22 protein-coding genes are annotated in these 22,715 nt (G+C 60.5%); 6 read left to right on the top strand and 16 right to left on the bottom strand.

Annotated elements, in window-relative coordinates:
* Positions 1-75: 75 nt before the first annotated feature.
* The 11 genes from G5171_RS05050 to leuS all read right to left on the bottom strand — a co-directional run bounded on the left by G5171_RS05050 (position 76) and on the right by leuS (position 11,002).
* Positions 76-1,059 (bottom strand): septal ring lytic transglycosylase RlpA family protein, encoded by a 984-nt coding sequence (locus G5171_RS05050; RefSeq protein WP_421259914.1) that lies wholly within the window; start codon positions 1,057-1,059, stop codon positions 76-78.
* On the bottom strand, positions 1,001-1,999 hold the full coding sequence (gene mltB / locus G5171_RS05045; protein WP_216978170.1) for a lytic murein transglycosylase B: 999 nt from the start codon (positions 1,997-1,999) through the stop codon (positions 1,001-1,003). The genes G5171_RS05050 and mltB overlap by 59 nt, the downstream gene beginning before the upstream one ends.
* Positions 1,999-2,136, bottom strand: a complete 138-nt coding sequence (locus G5171_RS05040; protein WP_421259913.1) for a hypothetical protein — start codon at positions 2,134-2,136, stop codon at positions 1,999-2,001. Before G5171_RS05040 ends, mltB begins: the two co-directional genes overlap by 1 nt.
* Positions 2,133-3,236 (bottom strand): rod shape-determining protein RodA, encoded by a 1,104-nt coding sequence (rodA, locus tag G5171_RS05035; RefSeq protein ID WP_005335170.1) that lies wholly within the window; start codon positions 3,234-3,236, stop codon positions 2,133-2,135. The genes G5171_RS05040 and rodA overlap by 4 nt, the downstream gene beginning before the upstream one ends.
* On the bottom strand, positions 3,229-5,151 hold the full coding sequence (mrdA, locus tag G5171_RS05030) for a penicillin-binding protein 2 (protein ID WP_421259912.1): 1,923 nt from the start codon (positions 5,149-5,151) through the stop codon (positions 3,229-3,231). The genes rodA and mrdA overlap by 8 nt, the downstream gene beginning before the upstream one ends.
* 49 nt (positions 5,152-5,200) lie before the next feature.
* Positions 5,201-5,668: a 23S rRNA (pseudouridine(1915)-N(3))-methyltransferase RlmH gene (gene rlmH, locus G5171_RS05025; RefSeq protein ID WP_421259911.1), complete on the bottom strand. Its 468-nt coding sequence runs from the start codon at positions 5,666-5,668 to the stop codon at positions 5,201-5,203.
* Positions 5,669-5,689: 21 nt separating this feature from the next.
* Complete coding sequence (gene rsfS, locus G5171_RS05020; protein WP_005348085.1) at positions 5,690-6,031, bottom strand: ribosome silencing factor; 342 nt, start codon at positions 6,029-6,031, stop codon at positions 5,690-5,692.
* Between the two features lie 97 nt (positions 6,032-6,128).
* Positions 6,129-6,800, bottom strand: a complete 672-nt coding sequence (nadD, locus tag G5171_RS05015) for a nicotinate-nucleotide adenylyltransferase (RefSeq protein WP_216978174.1) — start codon at positions 6,798-6,800, stop codon at positions 6,129-6,131.
* Positions 6,794-7,831, bottom strand: a complete 1,038-nt coding sequence (gene holA / locus G5171_RS05010) for a DNA polymerase III subunit delta (protein WP_216978175.1) — start codon at positions 7,829-7,831, stop codon at positions 6,794-6,796. The genes nadD and holA overlap by 7 nt, the downstream gene beginning before the upstream one ends.
* A gap of 13 nt (positions 7,832-7,844) precedes the next feature.
* Entirely contained in the window at positions 7,845-8,327 is a 483-nt protein-coding gene (gene lptE / locus G5171_RS05005) for an LPS assembly lipoprotein LptE (protein ID WP_005348079.1), read from the bottom strand.
* A gap of 98 nt (positions 8,328-8,425) precedes the next feature.
* Complete coding sequence (gene leuS, locus G5171_RS05000; protein WP_421259910.1) at positions 8,426-11,002, bottom strand: leucine--tRNA ligase; 2,577 nt, start codon at positions 11,000-11,002, stop codon at positions 8,426-8,428.
* Positions 11,003-11,147: 145 nt separating this feature from the next.
* Here leuS and G5171_RS04995 point away from each other — a divergent pair, with 145 nt between their 5' ends.
* The gene (locus tag G5171_RS04995) at positions 11,148-11,636 is read left to right on the top strand and encodes a zinc ribbon-containing protein (RefSeq protein ID WP_421250679.1); all 489 of its coding nucleotides are present in this window, start codon (positions 11,148-11,150) and stop codon (positions 11,634-11,636) included.
* 140 nt (positions 11,637-11,776) lie between these two features.
* Here G5171_RS04995 and G5171_RS04990 read toward each other — a convergent pair whose 3' ends face one another.
* The 3 genes from G5171_RS04990 to fldB all read right to left on the bottom strand — a co-directional run bounded on the left by G5171_RS04990 (position 11,777) and on the right by fldB (position 15,238).
* Positions 11,777-13,117 (bottom strand): TldD/PmbA family protein, encoded by a 1,341-nt coding sequence (locus G5171_RS04990; protein ID WP_421250678.1) that lies wholly within the window; start codon positions 13,115-13,117, stop codon positions 11,777-11,779.
* Positions 13,117-14,517 carry a TldD/PmbA family protein gene (locus G5171_RS04985; RefSeq protein WP_421250677.1) on the bottom strand — a complete coding sequence of 467 codons (1,401 nt, stop codon included), beginning with the start codon at positions 14,515-14,517 and terminating at the stop codon, positions 13,117-13,119. The genes G5171_RS04990 and G5171_RS04985 overlap by 1 nt, the downstream gene beginning before the upstream one ends.
* Before the next feature lie 202 nt (positions 14,518-14,719).
* Positions 14,720-15,238: a flavodoxin FldB gene (fldB, locus tag G5171_RS04980; RefSeq protein ID WP_139710032.1), complete on the bottom strand. Its 519-nt coding sequence runs from the start codon at positions 15,236-15,238 to the stop codon at positions 14,720-14,722.
* Between the two features lie 249 nt (positions 15,239-15,487).
* On the opposite strand from fldB, the gene xerD reads away from it, so the two are divergent.
* Positions 15,488-16,387, top strand: a complete 900-nt coding sequence (gene xerD / locus G5171_RS04975) for a site-specific tyrosine recombinase XerD (RefSeq protein WP_421250676.1) — start codon at positions 15,488-15,490, stop codon at positions 16,385-16,387.
* Between the two features lie 71 nt (positions 16,388-16,458).
* Here xerD and mscL read toward each other — a convergent pair whose 3' ends face one another.
* On the bottom strand, positions 16,459-16,869 hold the full coding sequence (gene mscL, locus G5171_RS04970; protein WP_005348065.1) for a large-conductance mechanosensitive channel protein MscL: 411 nt from the start codon (positions 16,867-16,869) through the stop codon (positions 16,459-16,461).
* Positions 16,870-17,188: 319 nt separating this feature from the next.
* On the opposite strand from mscL, the gene G5171_RS04965 reads away from it, so the two are divergent.
* From G5171_RS04965 to nqrE, 4 genes are all read left to right on the top strand, one after another.
* Positions 17,189-17,836: a disulfide isomerase DsbC N-terminal domain-containing protein gene (locus G5171_RS04965; RefSeq protein ID WP_421244189.1), complete on the top strand. Its 648-nt coding sequence runs from the start codon at positions 17,189-17,191 to the stop codon at positions 17,834-17,836.
* Positions 17,802-19,532, top strand: a complete 1,731-nt coding sequence (recJ, locus tag G5171_RS04960) for a single-stranded-DNA-specific exonuclease RecJ (RefSeq protein ID WP_421250675.1) — start codon at positions 17,802-17,804, stop codon at positions 19,530-19,532. The genes G5171_RS04965 and recJ overlap by 35 nt, the downstream gene beginning before the upstream one ends.
* Positions 19,533-19,775: 243 nt before the next feature.
* Complete coding sequence (locus G5171_RS04955; protein ID WP_236348389.1) at positions 19,776-20,201, top strand: hypothetical protein; 426 nt, start codon at positions 19,776-19,778, stop codon at positions 20,199-20,201.
* A 198-nt stretch (positions 20,202-20,399) separates the two neighbouring features.
* Positions 20,400-20,999: an NADH:ubiquinone reductase (Na(+)-transporting) subunit E gene (gene nqrE / locus G5171_RS04950; protein WP_421250716.1), complete on the top strand. Its 600-nt coding sequence runs from the start codon at positions 20,400-20,402 to the stop codon at positions 20,997-20,999.
* 65 nt (positions 21,000-21,064) lie between these two features.
* On the opposite strand, the gene lnt is transcribed toward nqrE, so the two are convergent.
* Positions 21,065-22,609 carry an apolipoprotein N-acyltransferase gene (gene lnt / locus G5171_RS04945; RefSeq protein WP_421212317.1) on the bottom strand — a complete coding sequence of 515 codons (1,545 nt, stop codon included), beginning with the start codon at positions 22,607-22,609 and terminating at the stop codon, positions 21,065-21,067.
* Between the last annotated feature and the right edge of the window lie 106 nt (positions 22,610-22,715).

Below are 22,715 nucleotides of genomic sequence, written 5' to 3'. Positions count from 1 at the left end.
ATCACTGCCATCACGCCATAAAGCGACGTGATGGCGGGGCCGGGAGATTGGTCACCGCCGCTGTCAGAGGAGGGATCAGGGCACGATAAAGGCCTGTTCCAGTCCCCCTTGCCGTACTTTTTCCAGCAGTGCGGCTTGTTTATCCGCCTCCACCGGGCCGATCAAGACCCGGAAGATGGCGCCATGGGCTTCAATCCGGTAGGGCACACCATGGCGCTGGGTCATCACCTTGCCCATCGCCTCGGCCCGATCCCGGGAGCCGCTGGCCAGTACTTGGATCATCTTGCCATCACCGCTGCTGGCGGGCGCTGCAGCCTTGGCCGGAGCCTGCTTGACAGGTGCCGCTTTGGCAGGCTTGGCCGCTGGCGCCTTGACGGGAGCAGGGGCAGCAGCGGGAGTGGCCATCGCCAGTGCGGTCGGTTCACCCAGGAAGCCATCTTGCGCCACTGTGTTGGATGCCGTTGCTGGCGGGGTGGTCGGGGTCATCTCGATGGGCTTCATCGGTTCCATGATCACCATCTGGTCCGGGGTGTCGTTGATCAGCTCCAGTCGAACGCGAGCTGTGCCGCTATCGACCATCTCCAGCTGCTTGGCCGCCGCATAGGAGAGGTCGATCAGGTGAGGGCTGTTGAAAGGGCCGCGATCGTTGACTCGTACTATGGTCTCCAGCCCGTTGTCCAGATTGGTGACCCGCACATAGCTCGGGATGGGCAGGTTGCGATGGGCGGCGCTGAACAGCTTGCTGTCCAGCACATCGCCGTTGGCGGTCTTCTGGCCATCCAGATCCGGTGACAGCCAGCTGGCTGTGCCCTCTTCGCTATAGTGCTTGATATCGCGCCACACCTCGTTTTTCTGTTTGCCAATCCAGTAGTCCCGGTTGCCGCTCGCGCTCAGGGGCTCCGGGCGTGGGATGGCGCCGGTGGCTTGCGGGATCTCGATAACGGGTGGCTTGCTGACCGGTGCAGGCGGCTCGACAGGGGCGCTCTGTTCCGGCTGGCTGCTACAGGCGGCCAGCAACAAGCTCAGACTGAGCGGGAGGAGTTTGTGACGAAGATGCATACGCTTCCTGAATGGCTTGGCTAAGTTGATACACCGCCATCGCGTAGAGTGGGCTGCGATTGTAGCGGGTGATCACGTAAAAGTTATGCCGTGCGACCCAGTATTCCGGTCCATCGGCTTGGGCAAGCGCCAGCAACTTGACCGGCGTCTGCGGGGCCAGCGGCGTGGCGAGCTCAATCCCTGCCGCCGCCAGTTCTGACCACTGTTGTGTGAGCTCGGGCTCAGATCTCAGCAAAGGTTCGACCGCCATCAGCCCGATCTGGGCAGGTTCCACCACGGATTCGCCCCAGCGCCACTGGTGGCTGGCTAAATAGTTGGCCACGCTGCCGATGGCATCGACCGGGTTGGCAAACAGATCCCGCTTGCCATCCCCGTCAAAATCGACGGCGTAGTGGCGGTAGCTGGAGGGCATGAACTGCCCCATCCCCATGGCGCCAGCATAGGAGCCCTTGAGGTGCTCCAGCGACCACCCCTCTTCCCTTGCCAGCAACACCAGCTGGGCAAACTCCTTGGCAAAGAAGTCGCTGCGCTCCGGGTAGTGGAACCCCAGGGTGTAGAGGCTATCGAGCACCGGATGACGGCCCATCTGGCGACCGTAGAAGGTCTCGATCCCTATGATGGCCACGATGAGCGAGGCCGGCACCCGATAGAGCTGTTCCGCGCGGGCCAGCGTCTCGGCATGTTGCTGCCAGAACTGCTGGCCGTCACGGATGCGATCCGGGGTAACAAACAGCGGCCGGTAGCGATGCCAGGGTTTGGCCTCCCACGGCTTGCTGATGGTGTCGAGCACCTCCTGCCGTAACTGAGCGCGGGCGACGGCAGCCTGCAGCTCCGCCAGCGGCACTTGCTGCTGTTCGGCGAGCAGGGCCAAGCGATCCGGCGCCACGGCAGCGGTTGCCATCGAGGCGGCGAGAGAGAGCAACAATCCAACCCGTTTCATCAGGCAAGCAGCTCTCTATGAGTCTGAATTGACATCAGGATACCGAATCCGGCCATCAAGGTCACCATGGAGGTGCAGCCATCGATCTTCAGCAGCAGGGGAACACCCACCGCCGGCAAATAGATCCATCTCATCATGCCAGCAGCCTTCTATGAGTCTGGATGGACATCAGTATGCCAAAGCCGGCCATCAGGGTCACCATGGAGGTGCCGCCATAGCTCACCAGCGGCAGGGGAACCCCCACCACCGGCAGGATGCCACTCACCATGCCCATGTTGACGAACACATAGACGAAGAAGGTGAGGGTGATGGCGCCGCCCAGCAGTCGCTCGAAGCTGTTCTGGGCCTGCATCGAGATAAACAGGCAGCGGCTGATGACGTAGAGGTAGAGCACCAGCAGCAGGGCAACCCCTACCAGACCGAACTCCTCGCTGAATACTGCGAAGATGAAGTCGGTATGGCGCTCGGGCAGGAACTCCAGCTGGGACTGGGTCCCTTGCAGCCACCCCTTGCCAAAGACGCCGCCGGAGCCGATAGCAATCTTGGACTGGATGATGTGGTAGCCTCGGCCGAGCGGGTCTTTCTCCGGGTCGAGCAGCATCAGCACCCGCTGGCGCTGGTAGTCGTGCATCAGGAAGAACCAGAGCACCGGCATAAAGGCCAGCATCAGCAGGACCGCCAAGCCGATCAGCCACCAGCTGAGCCCCGCCAGGAAGATGACGAAGAAGCCGGAGGCGGCCACCAGAATGGAGGTGCCAAGGTCAGGCTGGGCGGCGATCAGCAGGGTGGGCAGCAGCACCATGATGAGGGCGATCACCACATGGCTGAACTTGGGTGGCAGCGAGTGGCGACTGAGCCAAGCAGCCACCATGATCGGCATGGAGAGCTTCATCACCTCGGAGGGCTGGAACTTCATAAAGCCCAGATCGAGCCAGCGCTGGGCCCCCTTGCCGATGTGGCCGAACACGTCCACAGCAATCAGCATCAGCACCACCACGGCGAACAGCGGCACCGACCAGCGGGCGTAGAGGGAGGGGGGCAGCTGGGCCAGGCCGATCATCAGGGCAAAGGCGAGGCCGCCGCGCACCAGCTGGCGCACGATGGAGTCCATATCCTGACCGGAGGCGGAGTAGAGCACCACCATGGAGAGGGTCATCACGGCCAGCAGACCGAGCAGCAGGGGCAAGTCGATATGCAGCTTGTACCAGATGCTCTGCTGGCGGGCAGAATTACTCATGGGGGGCGACCTCACTCGGTTGGGACGGCTTTTCCGGTGCCGGTGGCAGTTGCGGATCAGGGGGCAGCAGATAGGCATCCAGCATCTGGCGTGCAATGGGCGATGCAGCCCGGCCACCGCCACCTCCGATGGAGTTTTCCAGTACCAGAGCTACCACCGCTTTGGGTGCCTCGAAGGGGGCATAAGCAACGAACAAAGCGTTATCGCGATGCTCCGCCTTGACAGTCTTGATGTTGTAAACCTGATTTTCCTTCAAACCGACTACCTGGGCTGTGCCCGATTTACCGCCTGAGGAGTAAGGCGCCTTGGCAAACGAGTGACGGCCACTGCCTTCACTGCCATGGTTGACTCGCCACATCCCATCCTGCGCCACTTTCCAGAAGCTGTCGTTCTTGAGCTTGAGGGCGATATTGGGGTTGATAGGGGCATCGACCACCCCCGCCTGGGAAGCGGTGCTCTTGAGCAGGTGCGGGGTGACGTCGTGGCCGTTTTGGGTCAGGATACTGATCGCCTTGGCCAGCTGGAGCGGTGTCGCGCTCCAGTAGCCCTGACCGATACCGACAGAGATGGTGTCACCCTGATACCAGGGCTGGCGCCAGCGGGCCATCTTCCAGTCACGGGACGGCATGACGCCCTTGGTCTCTTCATAGAGATCGACCCCGGTGTACTGACCGAAGCCAAACTTGGTCATGTAGCTGTGGATCTTGTCGATGCCGACCCGATAGGCGAGATCGTAGAAGTAGGTATCTGCCGAGACCTCGATGGCGCGATAGACATCGAGCCAGCCATGACCCCAGCGGCGCCAGTCGCGAAACTTCTTGGTGGTACCGGGAATGGAGAAGCTCGGGCCGCCGAAATAGCGGTAGCCCGGGGTGATGGCCCCCTCGTTGAGACCCATGATGGACATCATGGGTTTGACGGTGGAGGCGGGGGCATAGATCCCCTGAGTGGTACGGTTCACCAGCGGCCGTGCCGGATCGTTGAGCAGTGCCGAGTAGTTGGCGCTGGATATGCCTGTCACGAACAGGTTGGGGTCGTAGCTGGGGCTCGACTCCAGCGCCAGGATGGCGCCGGTTTTCGGGTCCATCATCACGATGGCACCGCGCTGGCCAGCCAGCAGTTGCTGGGCCTTGAGCTGCATCCGGACGTCGATATTGAGGTAGATATCCTTGCCCGGAACCGGAGGCTGGAACTTGAGGGTGCGGACAATCCGGCCGCGGTTGTTGACCTCGACCTCCTGATAACCCGCCACCCCGTGCAGCTCATCCTCGTAATACTTCTCCACCCCCTGCTTGCCGATATCCTTGGTGGCGGCATAGTTGGCGAGTTTGTCCTCTTTTTCGAGACGTTCCACGTCGCGGGTATTGATCTTGGCCACATAACCCAGCGCATGGGTCAGGGTGTCGCCAAACGGGTAGTAGCGCTTGAGGTAGGCCTCGATGCTGGCACCCGGATAGTTGTGCTGGTTGACCGAGAAGAGCGCCACCTGATATTCGGTCAGCTTTTCGTAGAGAGGGACCGGCTTGAAGCGACGCTGGCGTTTTACTTCGGTCAGAAACTTCTCTTTGGTGCCTTCCGGCAGCCCCAGCAGGGCGATCAGCTGGTCGGCAGTTTTTTCAAGATCCCTGGTCTCTTCCGGGACGATTTCCAGACTGTAGACAGGGCGGTTCTCCGCCAGCAGCACGCCGTTGGTGTCGTAGATGAGACCCCGGGGTGGCGCCACCGGCACTACCCGGATGCGGTTGGAGTTGGAACGCGTCTGGTAGGTGTCGTAGGACTCGACCTGCAGATAATAGAGATTGCCCAGCAGCACCAGCATCAGCACGACGATGCCGATGTAGGCTACCAGGGTGCGCCGGAAGAACAGATTGCCCTCGGCACTGTGATCGCGCATCTCGATGCGTTGTTTCAGCATGCCTTTACCTCGGGTTTGTGGGGGGCAATAACAGCAGGAGCGGCATGGTTCACTCTCTGTGATAAGGGTGATTGGTCGTTATGCTCCAGGCACGGTAGAGGCTCTCGGCCACCAGCACCCGCACCAGCGGATGGGGCAGGGTGAGCGGTGACAGTGACCAGCTCTGTTCGGCTGCAGCCTTGCACTCGGGGGACAAGCCTTCCGGCCCGCCTACCAGCAGCGCGACATCGCGGCCATCGAGTTTCCACGCCTCCAGCTGGGTAGCCAACTGCTCCGTGGTCCAGGGCTTGCCCGGAATATCGAGAGTGACGATGCGCGAGCGCCCCGCTGCCGTCAGCATGGCCTCCCCCTCTTTTTGCAGAATGCGGGGAATATCGGCATTTTTGCCCCGTTTGCCGGCGCCAATCTCCACCAGCTCGAACAGCATATCTTTTGGGAAGCGACGGCGATACTCTTCGAAGCCATGCTCCACCCAGGCGGGCATCTTGGTGCCCACCGCAATCAACTGAATCTTCATCTTGCTACGTTGCTGCTCTCGTTATTGCGTGTTCATCTGAGCGGCACCGCTCCACAGTTTTTCCAGTTGGTAGAAGTCACGATATTCATCCTGCATCACATGCACGATCACCGAGCCCATATCTACCAGCACCCACTCGCCGCCAGATTCACCTTCCACGCTCAGTAGATCAAGCCCGGCATGGCGGGCCTCACTGGCCAGATGGTTGGCGATGGCGCTGACGTGACGACTGGAGTTGCCGGAGCAGACGATCATGGTGTCAGTGATGCTGGATTTGCCGCGTACATCGAGGGTGATGATGTCGCGGCCTTTCATGTCATCGATCTTGTCGATGATAAAGGCGTGCAGTTCTTGGCCTTGCAATGAGTCTCTCCTGTATTCCGGCGCCTGACAGCGTGAGGGCGGCGGATTATATCATGGTCACTCCCGTTTCCTATCGGAACGGAGCCGCCGGGAAGTCTTACCGGCAAATGGCGCGGTAGAGCCCCTGTTGATCAATATAGTGCGCAACCGGCTCGGGCAAGAGGTAGCGGGGATCTTCTCCCGCCGCCAGCAGTTGGCGCAGCCAGGTGGCAGACAATTCAATGGGCTGGTTGCTGGCCAGCCAGATATAGCCAGCCCGTTGCCGACGCAGGGCTTCGACCTCTTTGACCTGATGACTGGCTAGCAGCTGCGCCAGTTCGGCCGGGTAATCGGGTTGCCAGCCGGGGCGGGTGCTCACCACCAGATGGGCATAGTCGAGCAGCTCCTGCCAGCGGTGCCAGCCTGGCAGGCTCAGCAGGGAATCCATCCCCATCAGAAAACATAGCGGCGTATCGGGCAGCTCCTGACGCAGCTCGATCAGGGTATCGATGGTGTAAGAGGGCTTGTCCCGTCGCAGCTCCCGCTCATCCACCACAAAGTGGTGGTTCTCCGCCGCCGCCAGTTTGACCATGGCGAGACGCTGCTCGCTCGAGCAGAACGGGTTGGCGCGGTGGGGCGGGATATGGTTCGGGATCAGCCGCACTTCGGCCAGACCAATGGCATCGCGCGCCTCGATGGCGGGGCGCAGATGGCCGATATGAACGGGGTCGAAGGTACCGCCAAGCAAGCCGACAGGTGCCTGCAGCGAGCTGCCAGAACGCTTCAGCATGGGCTGCTCTCCATGACCAGCGGCAGTGGGGTGCCATCACGAAAGCCAAGGGCGATGGTCTGCAGCATCAGCCAGGCTTGCTCGGTATCAAAGCGGCGCTGGGCGTCATCCAGCTGGGCCATCAGCAGCCACAGTTGCTGCAGCTTGGCGAAGGGGAGGCGAGTCAGCGCCTGTTGAATGAGTTGCTGGCGGCTTTGCCAGATGCGCAAGCGGCTGAAGTGCTCCCCCAGCGGCTGGCCGTTGCGCATCGCCAGCGACAGCTCTGTCAGCTGCTCCAGCTCGCGGCAGAGGGTCCATGCCAGCATCCCCGGCTCGGTGCCTTCTGCCCGCAGGGCGGCCAGGATCCGCTGGGCCCGGTTCACCTTCCCCTCCAGCAGGGTATCGACCAGCTGGAACGGGGTGAAGTGGGCGTGACGGATGATGGTTTCCTGCAGATAGGTAACGCTGATGGGCTGTGGCGGCGAGAGCAGAGTCAGCTTCTCGATCTCCTGGCTGGCGGCCAGCAGGTTGCCCTCGTAGGAGTGGCACATGAAGTTGATGGCATCCGGCAGCGCCTTGAGGCCAAAACGCGCAAAACGGGCGCTCATCCAGCGCGGGAAGAATTTGGGTTCCGGATGGTTGACCGGCACATAGGTGCCAATCTGGTAGAGCTTATCGAACCAGGCTGCCTTCATCTGGGTCTGGTTGAGGCGACCGCCGCTCAGCACCAGCAGCAGGTCTGGATGGAGCTGTTTGCCGATTTCGCTGATACGGGCGGCCAGATCCTTGTCGACCTTGGCGGGCAGCTCCAGCTCGATGATCTGGCGGGCTGAGAAGAGGCTCATGGCCTGACAGGCGTCATAGACCTGATTCCAGTCCAGACCGGCTTCGACCACAAAGGTGTGGCGCTCATCGAATCCCTGTTTGCGGGCGATCTGACGGATGGCGTCGATGGCTTCCAGCCGTAACAGAGGCTCGTCGCCAAAAACGAGATAGCAGGGCCGAAGCCCTGCTTTGAGGTGGTCACCAAATTGTTCCGGGTAGACTCTCATCAAAATACTCGCATCAGAAGCTGACCTGGCTCAACTGCCGGATCACCTGATTGGCCGCCTGCTCCTGCATCTCGCGATTGAGCTGCTCCTGTTCACGAGAGGAGGCGAGAGCTGCATCCGGCTTGTTGAGGAAGCTGCGGTTGAAGTTGATGGGGAAGACCTGGGTCGGCTTGCCCGGGGCCGAGATGGTGAACTGGGTCGTGAAGCCCAGCACATATTCGGTGTCCGTCCCCAGCGCGTTGACCGAGGCGACCTGGCTGGAGCTGCGAATGATGCCCAGAGTGAGCACGGGAATGCCCTCCTTGTCAGCCAGGGTTACGCCAGAGGCCTTCAGGCGGGTGGTCACCAGCCGGTAGAAGTCGCTCTTGTTGTCGCCCACGACCTTCATGGTCATCAGCTCGGCCGGGATGCCGGTGCCGCGCATGTGAAAGCCGCAGCCTTGCATCAGCAGACCCGCCAGCACGATGGCCATCCAGCGGGTGAAGATGGTGCCCATAGAAAATCCTCTTTGCATTAAGGGAAAGCGGCGGGCGCAGGGCCCGCCGTTATCATCCGTTTGCTGTCACAGATTGACAATGATCAGCTGGCAGCCAATTAGTTAGCGACAATGTTGAGCAGCTTGCCAGGTACATAGATCACCTTGCGCACGGTCAGCCCGTCGGTGAACTTCTGTACGGAGGCATCGGCCATTGCCAGCTTCTCGACGTCGGCCTGGCTGATCTCGGCCGGCACGGTCAGCTTGCCGCGCATCTTGCCGTTGATCTGTACCACCACCAGCTTCTCGGTCTCGACCATGGCCGCTTCATCGGCCACCGGCCAGGCTGCGTGATCGATGTCGTCGCCCTTGCCCAGCATCTTCCACAGCTCGAAGCCGATGTGCGGAGTGATGGGGTAGAGCATGACTACCACAGCTTCCAGCGCTTCCTGCATCAGGGCGCGGTCCTGCTCGTCGTTGCCCAGCTTGGAGAGATTGTTCATCAGCTCCATGATGGCGGCGATGGCGGTGTTGAAGGTCTGACGGCGACCCACGTCATCGCTCACCTTGGCGATGGTCTTGTGCAGTTCACGGCGTACCGCTTTCTGCTCGTTGGTGAGAGCAGCGACATCGAGTGCGGCAACGACACCACCGGAAACGTGTTCGAAGGTGACGCGCCACAGGCGACGCAGGAAGCGCTGGGCACCCTCTACGCCGGAGTCGGACCACTCCAGCGTCATTTCTGCCGGAGAGGCGAACATCATGAACAGACGGACGGTATCGGCGCCGTAACGCTCGACCATCAGCTGCGGGTCGATGCCGTTGTTCTTGGACTTGGACATCTTGGTCATGCCGGAGTGCATTACCTCACGGCCTTCGTTGTCGATGGCCTTGGTGATACGACCCTTCTCGTCACGCTCTACCTTGACGTCAGTCGGGCTGACCCAGACGTTGCCGCCCTTCTCGTCTTTGTAGTAGAAGGCGTCGGCCAGCACCATGCCCTGGCAGAGCAGGCGCTTGAACGGCTCGTCGCTGTTGACCAGACCCGCGTCACGCAGCAGCTTGTGGAAGAAGCGGGCATAGAGCAGGTGCATACAGGCGTGTTCGATACCGCCGATGTACTGATCCACCGGCAGCCAGTGGTTGGCAGCCGCCGGATCCAGCATGCCCTTGTCGTAGTCCGGGGAGCAGTAGCGCGCGTAGTACCAGGAGGACTCCATAAAGGTGTCGAAGGTATCGGTCTCGCGGAACGCTTCCTGACCGTTGTAGGTGGTCTTGGCCCACTCGGCATCAGCTTTGATCGGGCTCTGGATACCATCCATCACCACATCTTCCGGCAGCAGCACCGGCAGTTGGTCTTCCGGCGTCGGCACCACTGTGCCGTCAGCCAGGGTCAGCATCGGGATGGGGGCACCCCAGTAACGCTGACGGGAGACGCCCCAGTCACGCAAACGGTAGTTGACGGTGCGCTTGCCCTTGCCGAGCCCTTCCAGCTTGTTGGCGATGGCATCAAAGGCGCCCTGGAAGTCGAGACCGTCGAACTCGCCGGAGTTGAACAGCACGCCCTTCTCGGTGTAAGCCGCTTCGCTCACGTCGACGTCGCCATCAACCGGCTTGATCACCGCCTTGATGTCGAGGCCATATTTGGTGGCGAATTCGAAGTCACGCTGATCGTGGGCCGGAACCGCCATTACGGCGCCGGTGCCGTAGTTCATCAGCACGAAGTTGGCGACCCAGACCGGTACCTTGCGGCCATCCAACGGGTGAATGGCGTAGAGGCCGGTGGCCATGCCCTTCTTCTCCATGGTGGCCAGTTCTGCTTCGGCTACCTTGGTGTTCTTGCACTCTTCGATGAAGGCTGCCAGCTCCGGATTGTTCTGGGCTGCTTGCAGCGCCAGCGGGTGACCGGCGGCGATACCGACATAGGTGACGCCCATGAAGGTGTCCGGACGGGTGGTGTAGACCTCCAGCTGCTCAGCCTGACCCTCGATGGCAAAGCTGATGTTGACCCCTTCGGAACGGCCAATCCAGTTGCGCTGCATGGTCTTGACCATCTCTGGCCAGCCTTCCAGATTGTCGATGTCGTTGAGCAGCTCTTCGGCGTAGTCGGTGATCTTGATGAACCACTGGGGGATCTCTTTCTGCTCTACCGGGGTGTCACAGCGCCAGCAGCAGTTGTCGACTACCTGCTCGTTGGCCAGCACTGTCATGTCGTTCGGGCACCAGTTGACGGAGGAGGTCTTCTTGTAGACCAGACCCTTCTCGTAGAGCTTGGTGAAGAACCACTGCTCCCAGCGGTAGTAATCCGGTTTGCAGGTGGCGACTTCACGATCCCAGTCATAACCCAGACCCAGCATCTTCAGCTGGTTCTTCATGTATTCGATGTTTTCGTAGGTCCAGGGCGCCGGCGCGGTATTGTTTTTGATCGCGGCGTTCTCGGCCGGCAGACCGAATGCATCCCAACCTATGGGTTGCAGCACGTTCTTGCCATTGAGGCGTTGATAACGGGAGATCACATCACCTATGGTGTAGTTACGAACGTGCCCCATGTGTAGTCGACCAGACGGATAGGGGAACATGGAGAGGCAGTAGAACTTCTCCTTGTCTACCTTCTCCACGGCCTTGAAGGTTTTCTTGGCATCCCAGTGCTTTTGCACTGCTGGTTCGATTGATTGGGGAACGTATTGCTCTTGCATTGGTGACATCCGGATCTGTGAAATGAATAGATAAATCAGCTGGGAAATCGCAATAGAATACCCATATCCTGCGGCGGCAACAACCGCCAGCATCCGTCAAGCCTGAAGCCGGGCCAGAAAGGGATTTAGCAGAGGAGTAACAGCCATGGACAAACGTCAAAAAGGGTATGAAACCTTTATTGCCGAACTGCAAAAGCAGTGGCAAGAGACAGAGCAGTTCCAGGGGGAGCGCCTCAACCGGATGATTGCCAAGGTGCAGGCCTATCTGGAGGCGGCCAGTGACCTCACTCAGGACGAGCTGGCGCTGATCGCCGAGTATGTGAAGCGGGATCTGGGCAACTATGACGAGGGGCGCAAGGATGAGCAGGTGGAGGAGTCTGCCTTTATGCTGGCGCTCAAAGATACCGCCTGGTCCTGGCTGTCGGATGTGACTGACCGCGCCCAGGTGGAGTGGCGCGAGCTGGCCGACGAGCTGGAGCACAAGGGCGTCTATGAGGCGGGCGACTGGGTGGGGCTGGGGGTCATGGTGTGCGACCAGTGTGGTTGGCGCCATACCGTGCTCCATCCCGAGCAGCTCGATACCTGCCCCGAATGCGGCTGCGCCGAGTATCATCGCGAGCCGCTTTCGCCCTGAATCGACGTATTATCATTTTCATGTACCGACCTGTAGGGACGATTAGCGAAGCGTAATCGTCCATTTGGCCAGAGGTATTCATACCCAGCTTGCCAATAAGAGAGGCGCCCTCAGGCGCCTCTCTCTATTGATGGGCTTGATTACTTGCCCGCGACGGAGAGTCCACCAAAACGGATCAGCGGAGCGTAGAAGCCCTTGCCATCGTTGTGGTGCAAGATATCGCCGACCGCCTCCAGCTCACCCAGCAGGCGGTAGAAGTTGCCCGCCACCGTGATGCCGCGTACCGGCTGCAGGCGAACCCCGTCGCGGCAGAGAAATCCTGATGCGCCAAAGGAGAAGTCGCCGCTCACCGCATCGGCACCCGAATGCAGGCCATCCAGCTTGACCAGCTCCAGATAGTCGCCGCTCTGCACCTCCGCTTCGCTATGGGGGCCCGCGCCAAACACCAGATGGCGAGCGGTCACATCAAGGGCACTGCGTGCTCCACGAGCGGCCGAGCCGTTGCTGGCGACGCCAAAGTGGCGGGCGGTGGCGCTGTTGTGGAGCAGGGTTTTCAGCTCCCCTTCGCCAATCAGCAGCAGATCCGAAGTGGCCGCCCCCTCGCCATCAAACGCCTTGATGTTCATGCCGCCAGGCATATAGACCCGGCTTTCCAGAGTGAGCCAGCGTGACGCCACGCTCTGGCCGACCTTGCTGCGCCAGGGGTTGATCCCCTGCTGGGCCCACTTGCCCGACAGCACCCCCTGAAAGCAGCCAAACAGGCTGGCGAAGCAGTTGGTACTGAAGATGACGCTGTAGCGACCACTCGGCACCGCTTCACCGGGCAGCAGGCCATCGGCGATGGCGTAGATCTGCTCGATGAGCCGTTGGCTATCCAGCTCGTCGAAGCGACGGCCATACTGCCCCTGCGAGTGCATCGACTGGCGGCCATCCCGCTCCACCAGCGCCGAGGTGTAGCAGCCGACGCTGAACTCGCCGTGCTGGCAGAGAGTGCCCTGACTGTTGGCGAGCCAGAGCTGGCTCTCCCCTTCAAAGAAGCTGTTGTAGGGGGCGCCGCTCACATCGGGCATGGCCAGCATGTCAGATTCGAGGCGCAGGGCCAGAGCGATCTTCTCCTCAACCGGCGTGGTATCGGGCTGGTTGATCTCGGCGCAATCTGTGGTGATCCGGCTATTGGCCACCGAGATGCGCTGATCCGCATCCACCTTGGCAAAGCGACTGGCATCGAGGGCATCTTGCAGCATAGCATCCAGCGCCAGCTCATCGAGGGATTCCGAGTAGGCGATGCCGACCCGACCCTCTTTGATCAGGCGAATGCCGAGCTGCTGGCTGCTGGTGACCTTGTATTCACCCAGCTCGCCCTTGTCTGCCTTGAGGGAGAAGGCCTTCTCCTGATTGGCGATGATGTCTGCCTCGGCGTTGAGGGCGGCCACCTTGTCGAGCAGGCGGGTGAGCAGTTGGTTCATGTCGAGTTGGCTCATCAGGCGTTCCCTCCCACCAGGATATTGTCCACTTTCAGCGCCGGCTGGCCCACCGAGGTGGGCACCGAGCCCGAGACCGAGCCGCACATGCCGGCGGCCAGTGCCAGATTGCTGCCCACCATGGAGATCTCTTTCAGCACCTGCGGGCCGGTGCCGATAAGGGTGGCCGACTTGAGCGGCTTGGTGATTTTGCCGTGCTCGATGAGGTATGCCTCCTGCACATTGAAGTTGAACTCGCCGGTGCCGGGCTGTACCGAGCCGCCCCCCATCTTCTTGGCGTAGATGCCGTGTTCCACCGTGGCCAGCATATCGTCGAGGCTGTGGTTGCCCGGTTCGATATAGGTGTTGCGCATACGCGAGGTGGGGGCGTACTTGTACGATTCGCGCCGACCCGAGCCGGTGCGGGCGTAGCCCGTCTTGAGGGCGCCCATTCTGTCCACCAGAAAACCGGTCAGTACGCCGTCCTTGATGAGCTGGGTGTGCTGGGTCGCCATCCCCTCGTCATCGACGTTGATGGAGCCCCAGGCGTTGCTCTGCAAGCCTTCATCCACAGCGCTGACTGCCGGATTGGCGATGAGCTGGCCCATCTTGTCATGGAATACAGAGGCCTTCTTGGCTACCGAGGTGGTCTCCAGCAGGTGGCCGCACGCCTCGTGGAAGATGACGCCGCCAAAGCCGTTCTCCATGATGACCGGCAGGGTGCCGCTCGGGCAGGGAGCCGCGCCCAGTTTCACCAGTGCCTGACGGGTGGCGGTGAGGGCCAGCTCGCGCGGATCGATGCGATCGGCATGCTCCCAGCCCATCAGGGCGCCGGGGGCCTCGTAACCGACGCTCTGCTCGCTCCCTTCCATGGCGATGGTCTGGGCCATGATGCGGTTGTAGTGGCGGCGATCGGCCACTTGCACTCCTTCGCTGTTGAAGATCTCCACCTCCTGCTCCCAGCCCAGCACGTTGCCGGAGAACTGGCTCACCTTGCTGCTCTCGGCACGGACCACCGCATCCATGGCGTGCAGATAGGCGATCTTCTGCTCCAGCAGCTTGTCTGCCGACAGCGGCAGGGCCACCGGGTTGCGATCGCTCAGGCGGGTGAAATCGAAGGCGGTGGCGGTCACCACCGGGTCGCGGCGGTCTTTGGCCGCCAGCAGGGTGACGATGCGCAGCAGTTCGTCGCGGCTGGCCAGATTGGTGTAGCCGTAGAGCACCTTGTGGCCGTAACAGAGGCGCACGCCGATACCGAAATCGAGGCCGCCGCTGATGTTCTCTATCTGGCTGGAGAGCAGGCTGAGCTGGCTGCGGCGCTTTCGCTCGACAAACAGCTCGGCAAAATCGGCACCCAGCGCCAGCGCGTGATCGAGCACGTCACGGGCAATGGCGGGGGCCAACAGGGAGAATGGAGTCATAGAATATCCTTTTCTGGTCTGTCCGTTTGCTTCCGACATCCGGTTCTGATTGTTATGGGATGTCGAGTCCATTGTTGCAGACCAGCACAAAAAAGTCGCTATAGCGTCATGCGATGATACCGATTGAGAAAATCGGTGCGATAACTGCGCCCGGCGGCCAGGGCCAGGCGCTCAGGGTCGTTTTGCCAAAACGTAGGAAAGATCAGAGCAGGGCGTGGATTTCGCTCAGGATCTGTTCGACCCACTGCTCGATGCGCGGATCGGTCTGGTCATATTGGTTGGCATCATCGAGGGCCAGCCCGACGAAGTGACGACCATCGTCGATCAGCGCCTTGGAGGCATCGAATTCGTACCCTTCGTTGGGCCAGTAGCCCACCAGCTTGACCCCTTTTGGCACCAGCTGATCGTGCAGCATACCGAGGGCGTCCTGGAACCATTCGCCATAACCGAGCTGATCGCCGAGGCCAAACAGGGCAACGATGCGTCCCTCCAGGTGGAGATCGGAGATATCTTCCCAGCGGGACTCCCAGTCCTCCTGCAGTTCGCCAAAATCCCAAGTGGAGATGCCGAGGATCAGGATCTCGTAATCCTCCATCCGGCGCAGGGAGACATCCTTGATATTGTGAATATCCACCAGCTCGGGGCCGATGAGGGCGCGGATCTTCTCGGCAGCCATCTCGGTGTAGCAGGTGGTGGAACCGTAAAACAGACCAATCTTCATCGCTCTTCTCTCTGTTGGCGCTTTCTCGCTTGCTTTTGGCGCGTTCTCGCATGCTCGTGTGGGCTGCGCCATGTTGGCAACACGATGGGTAACGTAAGGGGAGGGCGCCAGTCTAGCAGATTGCCATTCGACCTTCACCGCCCGGCAAGGGCGTGGCAAACGAGCCTTATCTTTCCAATGAAAGTGCCTTGTCTTTCCAAGGAGTTGGCGCGTTACAATGGGCCATCGATCCCCTGATTGCAGCGCACCATGAGCAAACCCGACCCCCACCCCCTGATTGAACCCTTTCTGGACGCCCTCTGGCTGGAGCGGGGATTGTCTGACAACACGGTCAGCTCCTATCGCAGCGATCTGGAGAAGTTCTCCCTCTGGCTCGACGAGCAGGGGAGCTCGCTGCTGCTGGCGGGGATGGACGAGATCCAGCACTACCTCGCCTGGCGGGTTGATCACCAGTTTGCGGCCAGCAGCACCGCCCGCTTTCTGTCGGCCCTGCGTCGCTTTTATCAGTATCTCAACCGCGAGAAGCTGCGCAGCGATGATCCGACCGTGCTGCTGGAGGGGCCCAAGCTGCCGAAAAAACTCCCCTCCGATTTAAGCGAAACGGAGGTGGATGCGTTGCTGAGTGCGCCGCTGGTGGATGACCCGCTGGAGTTGCGGGACAAGGCGATGCTGGAGCTGCTCTACGCCACCGGGCTGCGGGTTTCCGAGCTGGTGGGGCTCACCGCCGAGCATGTCAGCCTGCGTCAGGGCTTGGTGCGGGTGGTGGGCAAGGGCAACAAGGAGCGGTTGGTGCCAATGGGCGAGGAGGCGATGCACTGGCTGGAGCGTTACTACCGCGAGGCCCGCATCCTGCTGCTGGGGGGCACCAGCTCGGACGTGGTCTTTCCCTCCAAGCAGGCGCGCATGATGACCCGCCAGACCTTCTGGCATCGCATCAAGCTCTATGCCCAGCGTGCCGGCATTCAGGGCGAGCTCTCCCCCCATACCTTGCGCCACGCTTTTGCCACCCATCTGCTCAACCACGGCGCCGATCTGCGGGTGGTGCAGATGCTGCTGGGCCACGCGGATCTCTCCACTACCCAGATCTACACCCATGTGGCCAACGAGCGGCTCAAGGCGCTGCACGGTGAGCACCACCCCAGAGCCTGAGTGCTGTCCTCCCAAAAACAAAAAACCGCCAGCAGGCGGTTTTTTTATCTCTACACGACAGGAGATGGCGCTTATTTCCCTTGCCGGGATTTCAGCAGATCACGGATCTCGGTCAGCAGCTCCTGATCCTTGGTCGGGCCTGCCGGGGCGGCGGCTTCCTCTTCTTGTTTCTTCTTGAGGGTGTTGATGGCCTTCAGTCCCATGAAGATGGCAAAAGAGATGATCAGAAAGTCGATGATGGTCTGGATGAACTTGCCATAGGCGATGACCACGGCGGGTGTTGTCCCTTCTGCGGCCTTCAGGGTGACCGCCAGGTCGCTGAAGTCCACGCCGCCCAGGATCAGGCCTATGGGCGGCATGATCACGTCACCGACGAAGGAGGAGACAATTTTGCCGAAGGCGGCACCGATGATGATACCGACGGCCATGTCGATGACGTTGCCGCGGGCGGCAAAGGCTTTGAACTCTTGAATCAGACTCATTATTTCCTCCGAAATTAAACAAGATAGCGCGTTGATAACCCTTGCCAAAGGGCGAACTCTTGTCAGGAAAAACAGAGGCTAAGCCGCGTTATTCCTGTCGTCCTGACTAGCTTGCTGGGGTTATGCCCCCTTGGCAATCGGGGGAGACATTTTTTCTCCTCCTCTTCACTGATATTGATTTTGTTGTAAATAGCGAGTTGAGTAATGAACTTGGCTGCTGTACCTTCTTGAATCCATTCATTCATGCCGCATGAGCAATAAAATGAAGTATTTACTACTGGTTGTGATGCTTGCATGCACATTTTCTGCCAGAGCAGGGATGGATCCCAAAGTCTTAAAACAGACCATTACCGCCCGTCTTGGGGTCTCTGTTTATCTGGTGGAACAGACCCCCATTCCCGGGCTCTATATGTTGGGCACTTCGCAAGGAGTGCTCTACAGCGATGCCAAGGGGAACTATGTTGTGCAGGGGGTCATGCTGGATATGACTCATAACATGAAGAACCTTACCGTCTCGGGTATGCGCGAGCAGCGTCGGTTGGGCTTGTCCCAGGTGACCCATCCACCTGTCGTGCTTAAGGCCAGGAATGAGCGCCATCGGGTTGCGCTCTTTTTCGGTGAACAGGATGCCGCTCGTCGTCAACTGTCTGGCACGTTGCAACATCTGCAAACATCCGGTGTGAGCGTCGAGCTCTACCCTGTGATTGAACATGCCGGACAGGCTTCCCACTGGTGCAAGGATCCCCTGCTGCAGAATGATCCCTTCAAAGCCTATTTGCCTCAAAAGGAATGTAGTGAGACCCTTATCGAGAATATTGGCCTGAGCCAGTGGTTGGGGGTCAAGGTACTGCCGGCCTGGGTCTCCTCCGACGGGGATCTGGTGCGTGGGTATCAGAGCCCCGAACAGCTGCTCAAGATACTGGATCATATTGATGTCCCTGCAAATCCGTCGTCGTCCGCGAGTTGATGATTCCCATCTGCCTGCCACTTTGCATCCCCTGCTTCGTCAAATCTTCGCCAGCCGTGGCGTAGAGGATCCCGCCCTGCTTGAGCGCAGCGCCAGCCAGCTGTTGCCGCCCCAGCGCCTCTATGGCATGGAGCAGGCGGTGCCGCTGCTGGCGGATGCCCTGACCGCCCAGAAACGGATTCTGATTGTCGGCGACTTCGACTGCGATGGTGCCACCAGTTCGGCGCTGTGTGTGCTGGCCCTGCGCGCCATGGGCGGTCGCCACATCGATTTTCTGGTGCCCAACCGCTTCGAGTTTGGCTACGGCCTTACCCCTGAAATTGTCGAGCTGGCGGTGGCCCGTGGCGCCGAGTTCCTCATCACGGTGGATAACGGCATCTCCAGCATCGCCGGGGTGGCGGCAGCCAAGGCGGCCGGCATGCAGGTACTGGTTACCGATCACCATTTACCGGGTCAGGAGCTGCCTGATGCCGATGCCATCGTCAACCCTAACCAGCGCGGTTGCGACTTCCCCTCCAAGTCCCTGGCCGGGGTGGGGGTAGCCTTCTACCTGATGGCGGCCCTCAACACCCATCTGCGCCAGCTCGGCTGGTTCGAACGGCAAGGGTTGCGAGCCCCCAATGTGGCGGATTACCTCGATCTGGTGGCCCTCGGCACGGTCGCCGATGTGGTGGCGCTCGATGGCAACAACCGCATTCTGGTCCATCAGGGGTTGCAGCGGATCCGGGCTGGCCGTTGTCGCCCCGGCATTCAGGCGCTGGTGGATGTGTCGGGCCGCGATGGTCGTCGCCTCACCGCCGCCGACCTCGGTTTTGCACTGGGGCCACGCCTCAATGCGGTAGGGCGCCTCGATGACATGTCCCTCGGGGTCGCCTGTCTGCTCTGCGATGATCTCAATCTGGCGCGCCAGCTTGCCTCCGAGATGGATAGCCTCAATCAGGAGCGCAAGGAGATCGAGCAGGGGATGCAGCAGGAAGCGCTTGCCACCCTGGAGCAGATCCGGTTTCGCGATGGCGAGGTGCCCTCTGGCATAGTGCTGCACCGGGACGAGTGGCATCAGGGGGTGGTGGGGCTGGTGGCCTCCAAGGTGAAGGAGAAGTACTACCGCCCGGTCATCGCCTTTGCCGAGAGCAGCGAGACCGAACTGAAGGGCTCCGGCCGCTCCATTCCCGGGGTGCACCTGCGCGATGCGCTGGAACTGCTCGATACCCGCCATCCGGGCCTGATGGGCAAGTTTGGCGGCCACGCCATGGCGGCGGGGCTGACCCTGCCCAAGGCCAATATCGAGGCTTTTAGCCGCGCCTTTGAGGCGGTCATCGGCGAGCTGGTTACCCCCGAGCTCTTGACCGGGGTGCTGCTCACCGACGGCGAGCTGCTGCCGGACGAGCTAAACCTCGAGCTGGCGGAGTTGATTCGTGCCTCCGGTCCCTGGGGGCAGGCCTTCCCCGAACCACTGTTTGACGGCGAATTCGTGCTGGTGCAGCAGCGGCTGGTGGGGGAGAAGCACCTCAAGATGATGCTGACTACCGATTCTGGCCATGCGGTGGATGCCATCGCCTTTGGCGTCGATCTCAAGCGCTGGCCCGATGCCTCGGTCAAGCGGGTGCGGCTGGTCTACCGGCTCGATGTCAACGAGTGGCGCGGCAACCGCAGCGTGCAGCTGCTGGTGGAGCATCTGGAGGCGGTCGGCCTCTGAGCCGGTAGCATCACTGCTTTATCACAGATAGCGCTGACAACGGCCACCCTCGGGTGGCCGTTTTACTGTGGGCCAGGGGGACTCTACCGCTTTGTTATGTTGGTATTTAATTGCTGGCTTTCTGAGTGAGATGATTTTTTGTATCGCTTTTACGTCATTCAATGCGGTTAAAAATTCAAGAAAAAGAGGTGTTGTGATACATTCATCCCTGCATCATTTTGTTGTTTGAACGGGACTGACTCTTTGCTGCCTTCTGGTCGACTGTCGACCTGGACGATTGCCCTCGCTATCGCCAGCCTGCTTTGGTTTGCCGCTTTCGCTGCGGTAGGGGTCACTGCAACACCTCATCAGGCGTCGGTCAGGCAGAAGGTCTCGATGCAGTTGCATGAGCAATCCGATCCGGGATTGGTCAACAGTGTCGGCCTCCCCCCAACCTCCCAATGGCGACTCGGCTTCGAGCTGGGGCGGCGGCTCGAAGGGGCCACTCATCCCGAGCGCTATCAGATGGTGCTGGCCTGGTTCCAGCACGATATCCTCGGCCTGCTCTGCGGTCTGCTACTGGTTCTCCCTCTTCTCTATGTCAGGCAGCTCCCCGGCTACTTCGGTTATCTGCACCGACGGCTGCTGCGCTGTCGCCACCTGCAATATCGTTTCTGTCACGGCGACTAGCTCACCCTGCTGGCGGGCGCCCATCCACCTTTTCACTCGGTTTGTAACGCTCCTGATTGACTGACGGGCAGGCTTGCACCTGTTGCCTGCGCTATATCGTACGGTGTTGCGTCCGCGCTTTCTGTTGTTTCGTCCATGCTGCTGGCCATCGGCCAGAGGCAGACTTTCTCTTTGCGCAAACACCTGGTGAGCACACCTATGGACTACTACTTCAACCTGTTTATTCACTCGATCTTTGTCGAGAACCTCGCCCTGGCCTTCTTTCTGGGGATGTGTACCTTTCTGGCCGTCTCGAAGAACATCAACACCGCTTTCGGCCTCGGCATGACGATCCTGGTGGTGATGGTGATCGCCATTCCTCTCAACAACCTGATCTACCGCCATATCTTGCGGGCAGGCAGTACCTTTTTCGGTGAATTCGATCTGGGCTTTCTCGATTACATCATTTACATCGGGGTGCTGGCGGCGCTGGTGCAGGTGATGGAAATGGTGCTCGACAAGTACGTTCCGGCGCTCTATCACGCTCTTGGCGTCTATCTGCCGCTGTTGACGGTGCACTGTGCCATCTTTGGAGGGGTGATGTTTATGGCGCAGCGGGATTATGATTTCATCGAGTCGCTAGTCTACAGCGCAGGCTCCGGACTTGGCTGGCTGCTGGCCATTGTCGCCATGGCCGGGCTGCGCCAGAAGCTGAAGTACGCCGATGTGCCCGAGGGGCTGCGGGGCATTGGTATCACTTTTATCGTGGCGGGGCTGATGTCCCTTGGCTTTATGTCCTTCTCCGGCATATCGATCTGATGAGGAGATGAAAAAACGAGGCGCCTGTGGGCGCCTCGCTGTTTATCGGAGATTGCGGGTGGTCGTTACAGCTCGCGGGCCCAGGGGTGTGCCTTGGGGCGCAGCGCCAGCGCCAGACCCAGCAGCAGCACGGTCAGGCCGTAGAGGGGCCAGGTGCCAAAGCGCATGTAGGGAGTCTCGCCGTGGGCGGGACGCACCTCGCTGCGCAGCACACCCGCTTCAAACTGCGGGATCTGGCCGATGATGCTGCCGTCAATCTCGGTAACAATAGTGATGCCGGTGTTGGTGTCGCGCAGCAGCGGACGAGCCAGCTCCAGCGCGCGCATCCGGGCGATCTCCATATGTTGCCAGGGGCCGATGCTGGTGCCGAACCAGGCATCGTTGGAGACGGTCAGCAGGAAGTCAGTATCGGCATTGACGTTGCGGCGCACCTCCTCCGGGAAGATGATCTCGTAGCAGATGGCGGCGGCGAACTTGAGCCCCTTGGCGATCAGATTTGGCTGCACTTCATCGCCCCGGCTGAAAGAGGACATCGGCAGATTGAAGAAGGGGGCGATGGGACGCAGCAGATCTTCAAATGGCACGAACTCGCCGATGGGCAGCAGGTGGTACTTGTTGTAACGGTTGGGGTGCCCGTAGAAGTAGGACTCCTTGCCATCCGCATCCTGTACCCCCATGCCGAGCACGGTATTGAAGAAGCGTCGTTGCTCGAAATCATAGTGAATGATCCCCGCCAGCAGACCGGTGTTGTTCACCTTCATCGCTTTGTCGAGGCTCTCCAGATAGGGGCCCATCTCCTTCTCGATGGCCGGGATGGCCGACTCCGGCCAGACGATGATATCGGCATCCTGATTCTCGCGGCTGAGATCCTGATATTTGCGCACCGTCGGCACCAGCGCCTCCGGATCCCACTTGAGGGACTGGGCGATATTGCCTTGCACCAGTGCTACCTTGACCGGCTCGCCACGGGTGACCCAACTGAGCTGCATCAGACCGTGGGCACCGGCTACCAGCAGAGCGGGCACTGCCAGCCAGAGCGGGGAGCGGGATTTCCACACCAGCCAGATGGCGGAGGCAGAGAGCAACAGGGCGAGGGTGATGCCCTGCACCCCGAAAATGGGAGCAAAGCCCCTGAGCGGGCCGTCGATCTGGCTGTAGCCAAACCAGAGCCAGGGGAAGCCTGTCATCACCCAGCCACGCAGCCAGTCCGCCAGCAGCCAGAGTGCCGGAAAGGCGAGCAGCCAGCGGCTCCAGTGACGGCTGCCAAAGAAGCGGGCGAAAACCCAGCAGGCGAGCGTCGGGTAGAGCGCCAGATAGGCGGATAGACCGGCCAGCAGTATAAAAGCGACCGGCAGCGGGATGCCGCCAAATTCGGTCATGCTGACGTGGATCCACCACAGGCCTGGTAAAAAGAGCCCCATGGCATAGCCAAAACCGCGCCAGGCGGCCTGCTTTGGCGTGGCTTTGTCCAGCAGGGCATAGAGGCCAAGCAGGGAGGGGAGCACCAGCGGCCAGTAGCCGAAGGGGGAGAAGGCCAGCACGGCGATGGCGCCAGAGGCCAATGCACTGAGGCTTAACAGAATTTTGGAAGTAACAGGGGATAATCTCACGGGCGATGGTGCTCGTCTTGGTGTGCAACTGGGGTCGAATGGCCGGTATCTTACCCCGTACGGCGGTTAACGGCGAGCCTCGCGCCATCCGGATAGCACAACGCCC

The sequence above is a fragment of the Aeromonas sp. 600774 genome, assembly GCF_049175075.1.
Taxonomy (GTDB): Bacteria; Pseudomonadota; Gammaproteobacteria; order Enterobacterales; family Aeromonadaceae; genus Aeromonas; species Aeromonas veronii_A.
Note: the sequence above shows the minus strand (reverse complement) of the source record. Positions and strands in the feature narration are given on the sequence as shown.

What these genes read in the sequence shown, in the direction of transcription:
- mrdA (WP_421259912.1), bottom strand. Translation starts at nt 5,151, where the DNA reads ATGCTGAAACAACGCATCGAGATGCGCGATCACAGTGCCGAGGGCAAT.
- xerD (WP_421250676.1), top strand. Translation starts at nt 15,488, where the DNA reads ATGAGCAAACCCGACCCCCACCCCCTGATTGAACCCTTTCTGGACGCC.
- rodA (WP_005335170.1), bottom strand. Translation starts at nt 3,236, where the DNA reads ATGAGTAATTCTGCCCGCCAGCAGAGCATCTGGTACAAGCTGCATATC.
- fldB (WP_139710032.1), bottom strand. Translation starts at nt 15,238, where the DNA reads ATGAAGATTGGTCTGTTTTACGGTTCCACCACCTGCTACACCGAGATG.
- G5171_RS05040 (WP_421259913.1), bottom strand. Translation starts at nt 2,136, where the DNA reads ATGATGAGATGGATCTATTTGCCGGCGGTGGGTGTTCCCCTGCTGCTG.
- G5171_RS04965 (WP_421244189.1), top strand. Translation starts at nt 17,189, where the DNA reads ATGGATCCCAAAGTCTTAAAACAGACCATTACCGCCCGTCTTGGGGTC.
- holA (WP_216978175.1), bottom strand. Translation starts at nt 7,831, where the DNA reads ATGAGAGTCTACCCGGAACAATTTGGTGACCACCTCAAAGCAGGGCTT.
- nadD (WP_216978174.1), bottom strand. Translation starts at nt 6,800, where the DNA reads ATGCTGAAGCGTTCTGGCAGCTCGCTGCAGGCACCTGTCGGCTTGCTT.
- G5171_RS04985 (WP_421250677.1), bottom strand. Translation starts at nt 14,517, where the DNA reads ATGACTCCATTCTCCCTGTTGGCCCCCGCCATTGCCCGTGACGTGCTC.
- recJ (WP_421250675.1), top strand. Translation starts at nt 17,802, where the DNA reads ATGTCCCTGCAAATCCGTCGTCGTCCGCGAGTTGATGATTCCCATCTG.
- mscL (WP_005348065.1), bottom strand. Translation starts at nt 16,869, where the DNA reads ATGAGTCTGATTCAAGAGTTCAAAGCCTTTGCCGCCCGCGGCAACGTC.
- G5171_RS04995 (WP_421250679.1), top strand. Translation starts at nt 11,148, where the DNA reads ATGGACAAACGTCAAAAAGGGTATGAAACCTTTATTGCCGAACTGCAA.
- lptE (WP_005348079.1), bottom strand. Translation starts at nt 8,327, where the DNA reads ATGGGCACCATCTTCACCCGCTGGATGGCCATCGTGCTGGCGGGTCTG.
- nqrE (WP_421250716.1), top strand. Translation starts at nt 20,400, where the DNA reads ATGGACTACTACTTCAACCTGTTTATTCACTCGATCTTTGTCGAGAAC.
- G5171_RS04990 (WP_421250678.1), bottom strand. Translation starts at nt 13,117, where the DNA reads ATGAGCCAACTCGACATGAACCAACTGCTCACCCGCCTGCTCGACAAG.
- mltB (WP_216978170.1), bottom strand. Translation starts at nt 1,999, where the DNA reads ATGAAACGGGTTGGATTGTTGCTCTCTCTCGCCGCCTCGATGGCAACC.
- rlmH (WP_421259911.1), bottom strand. Translation starts at nt 5,668, where the DNA reads ATGAAGATTCAGTTGATTGCGGTGGGCACCAAGATGCCCGCCTGGGTG.
- G5171_RS05050 (WP_421259914.1), bottom strand. Translation starts at nt 1,059, where the DNA reads ATGCATCTTCGTCACAAACTCCTCCCGCTCAGTCTGAGCTTGTTGCTG.
- leuS (WP_421259910.1), bottom strand. Translation starts at nt 11,002, where the DNA reads ATGCAAGAGCAATACGTTCCCCAATCAATCGAACCAGCAGTGCAAAAG.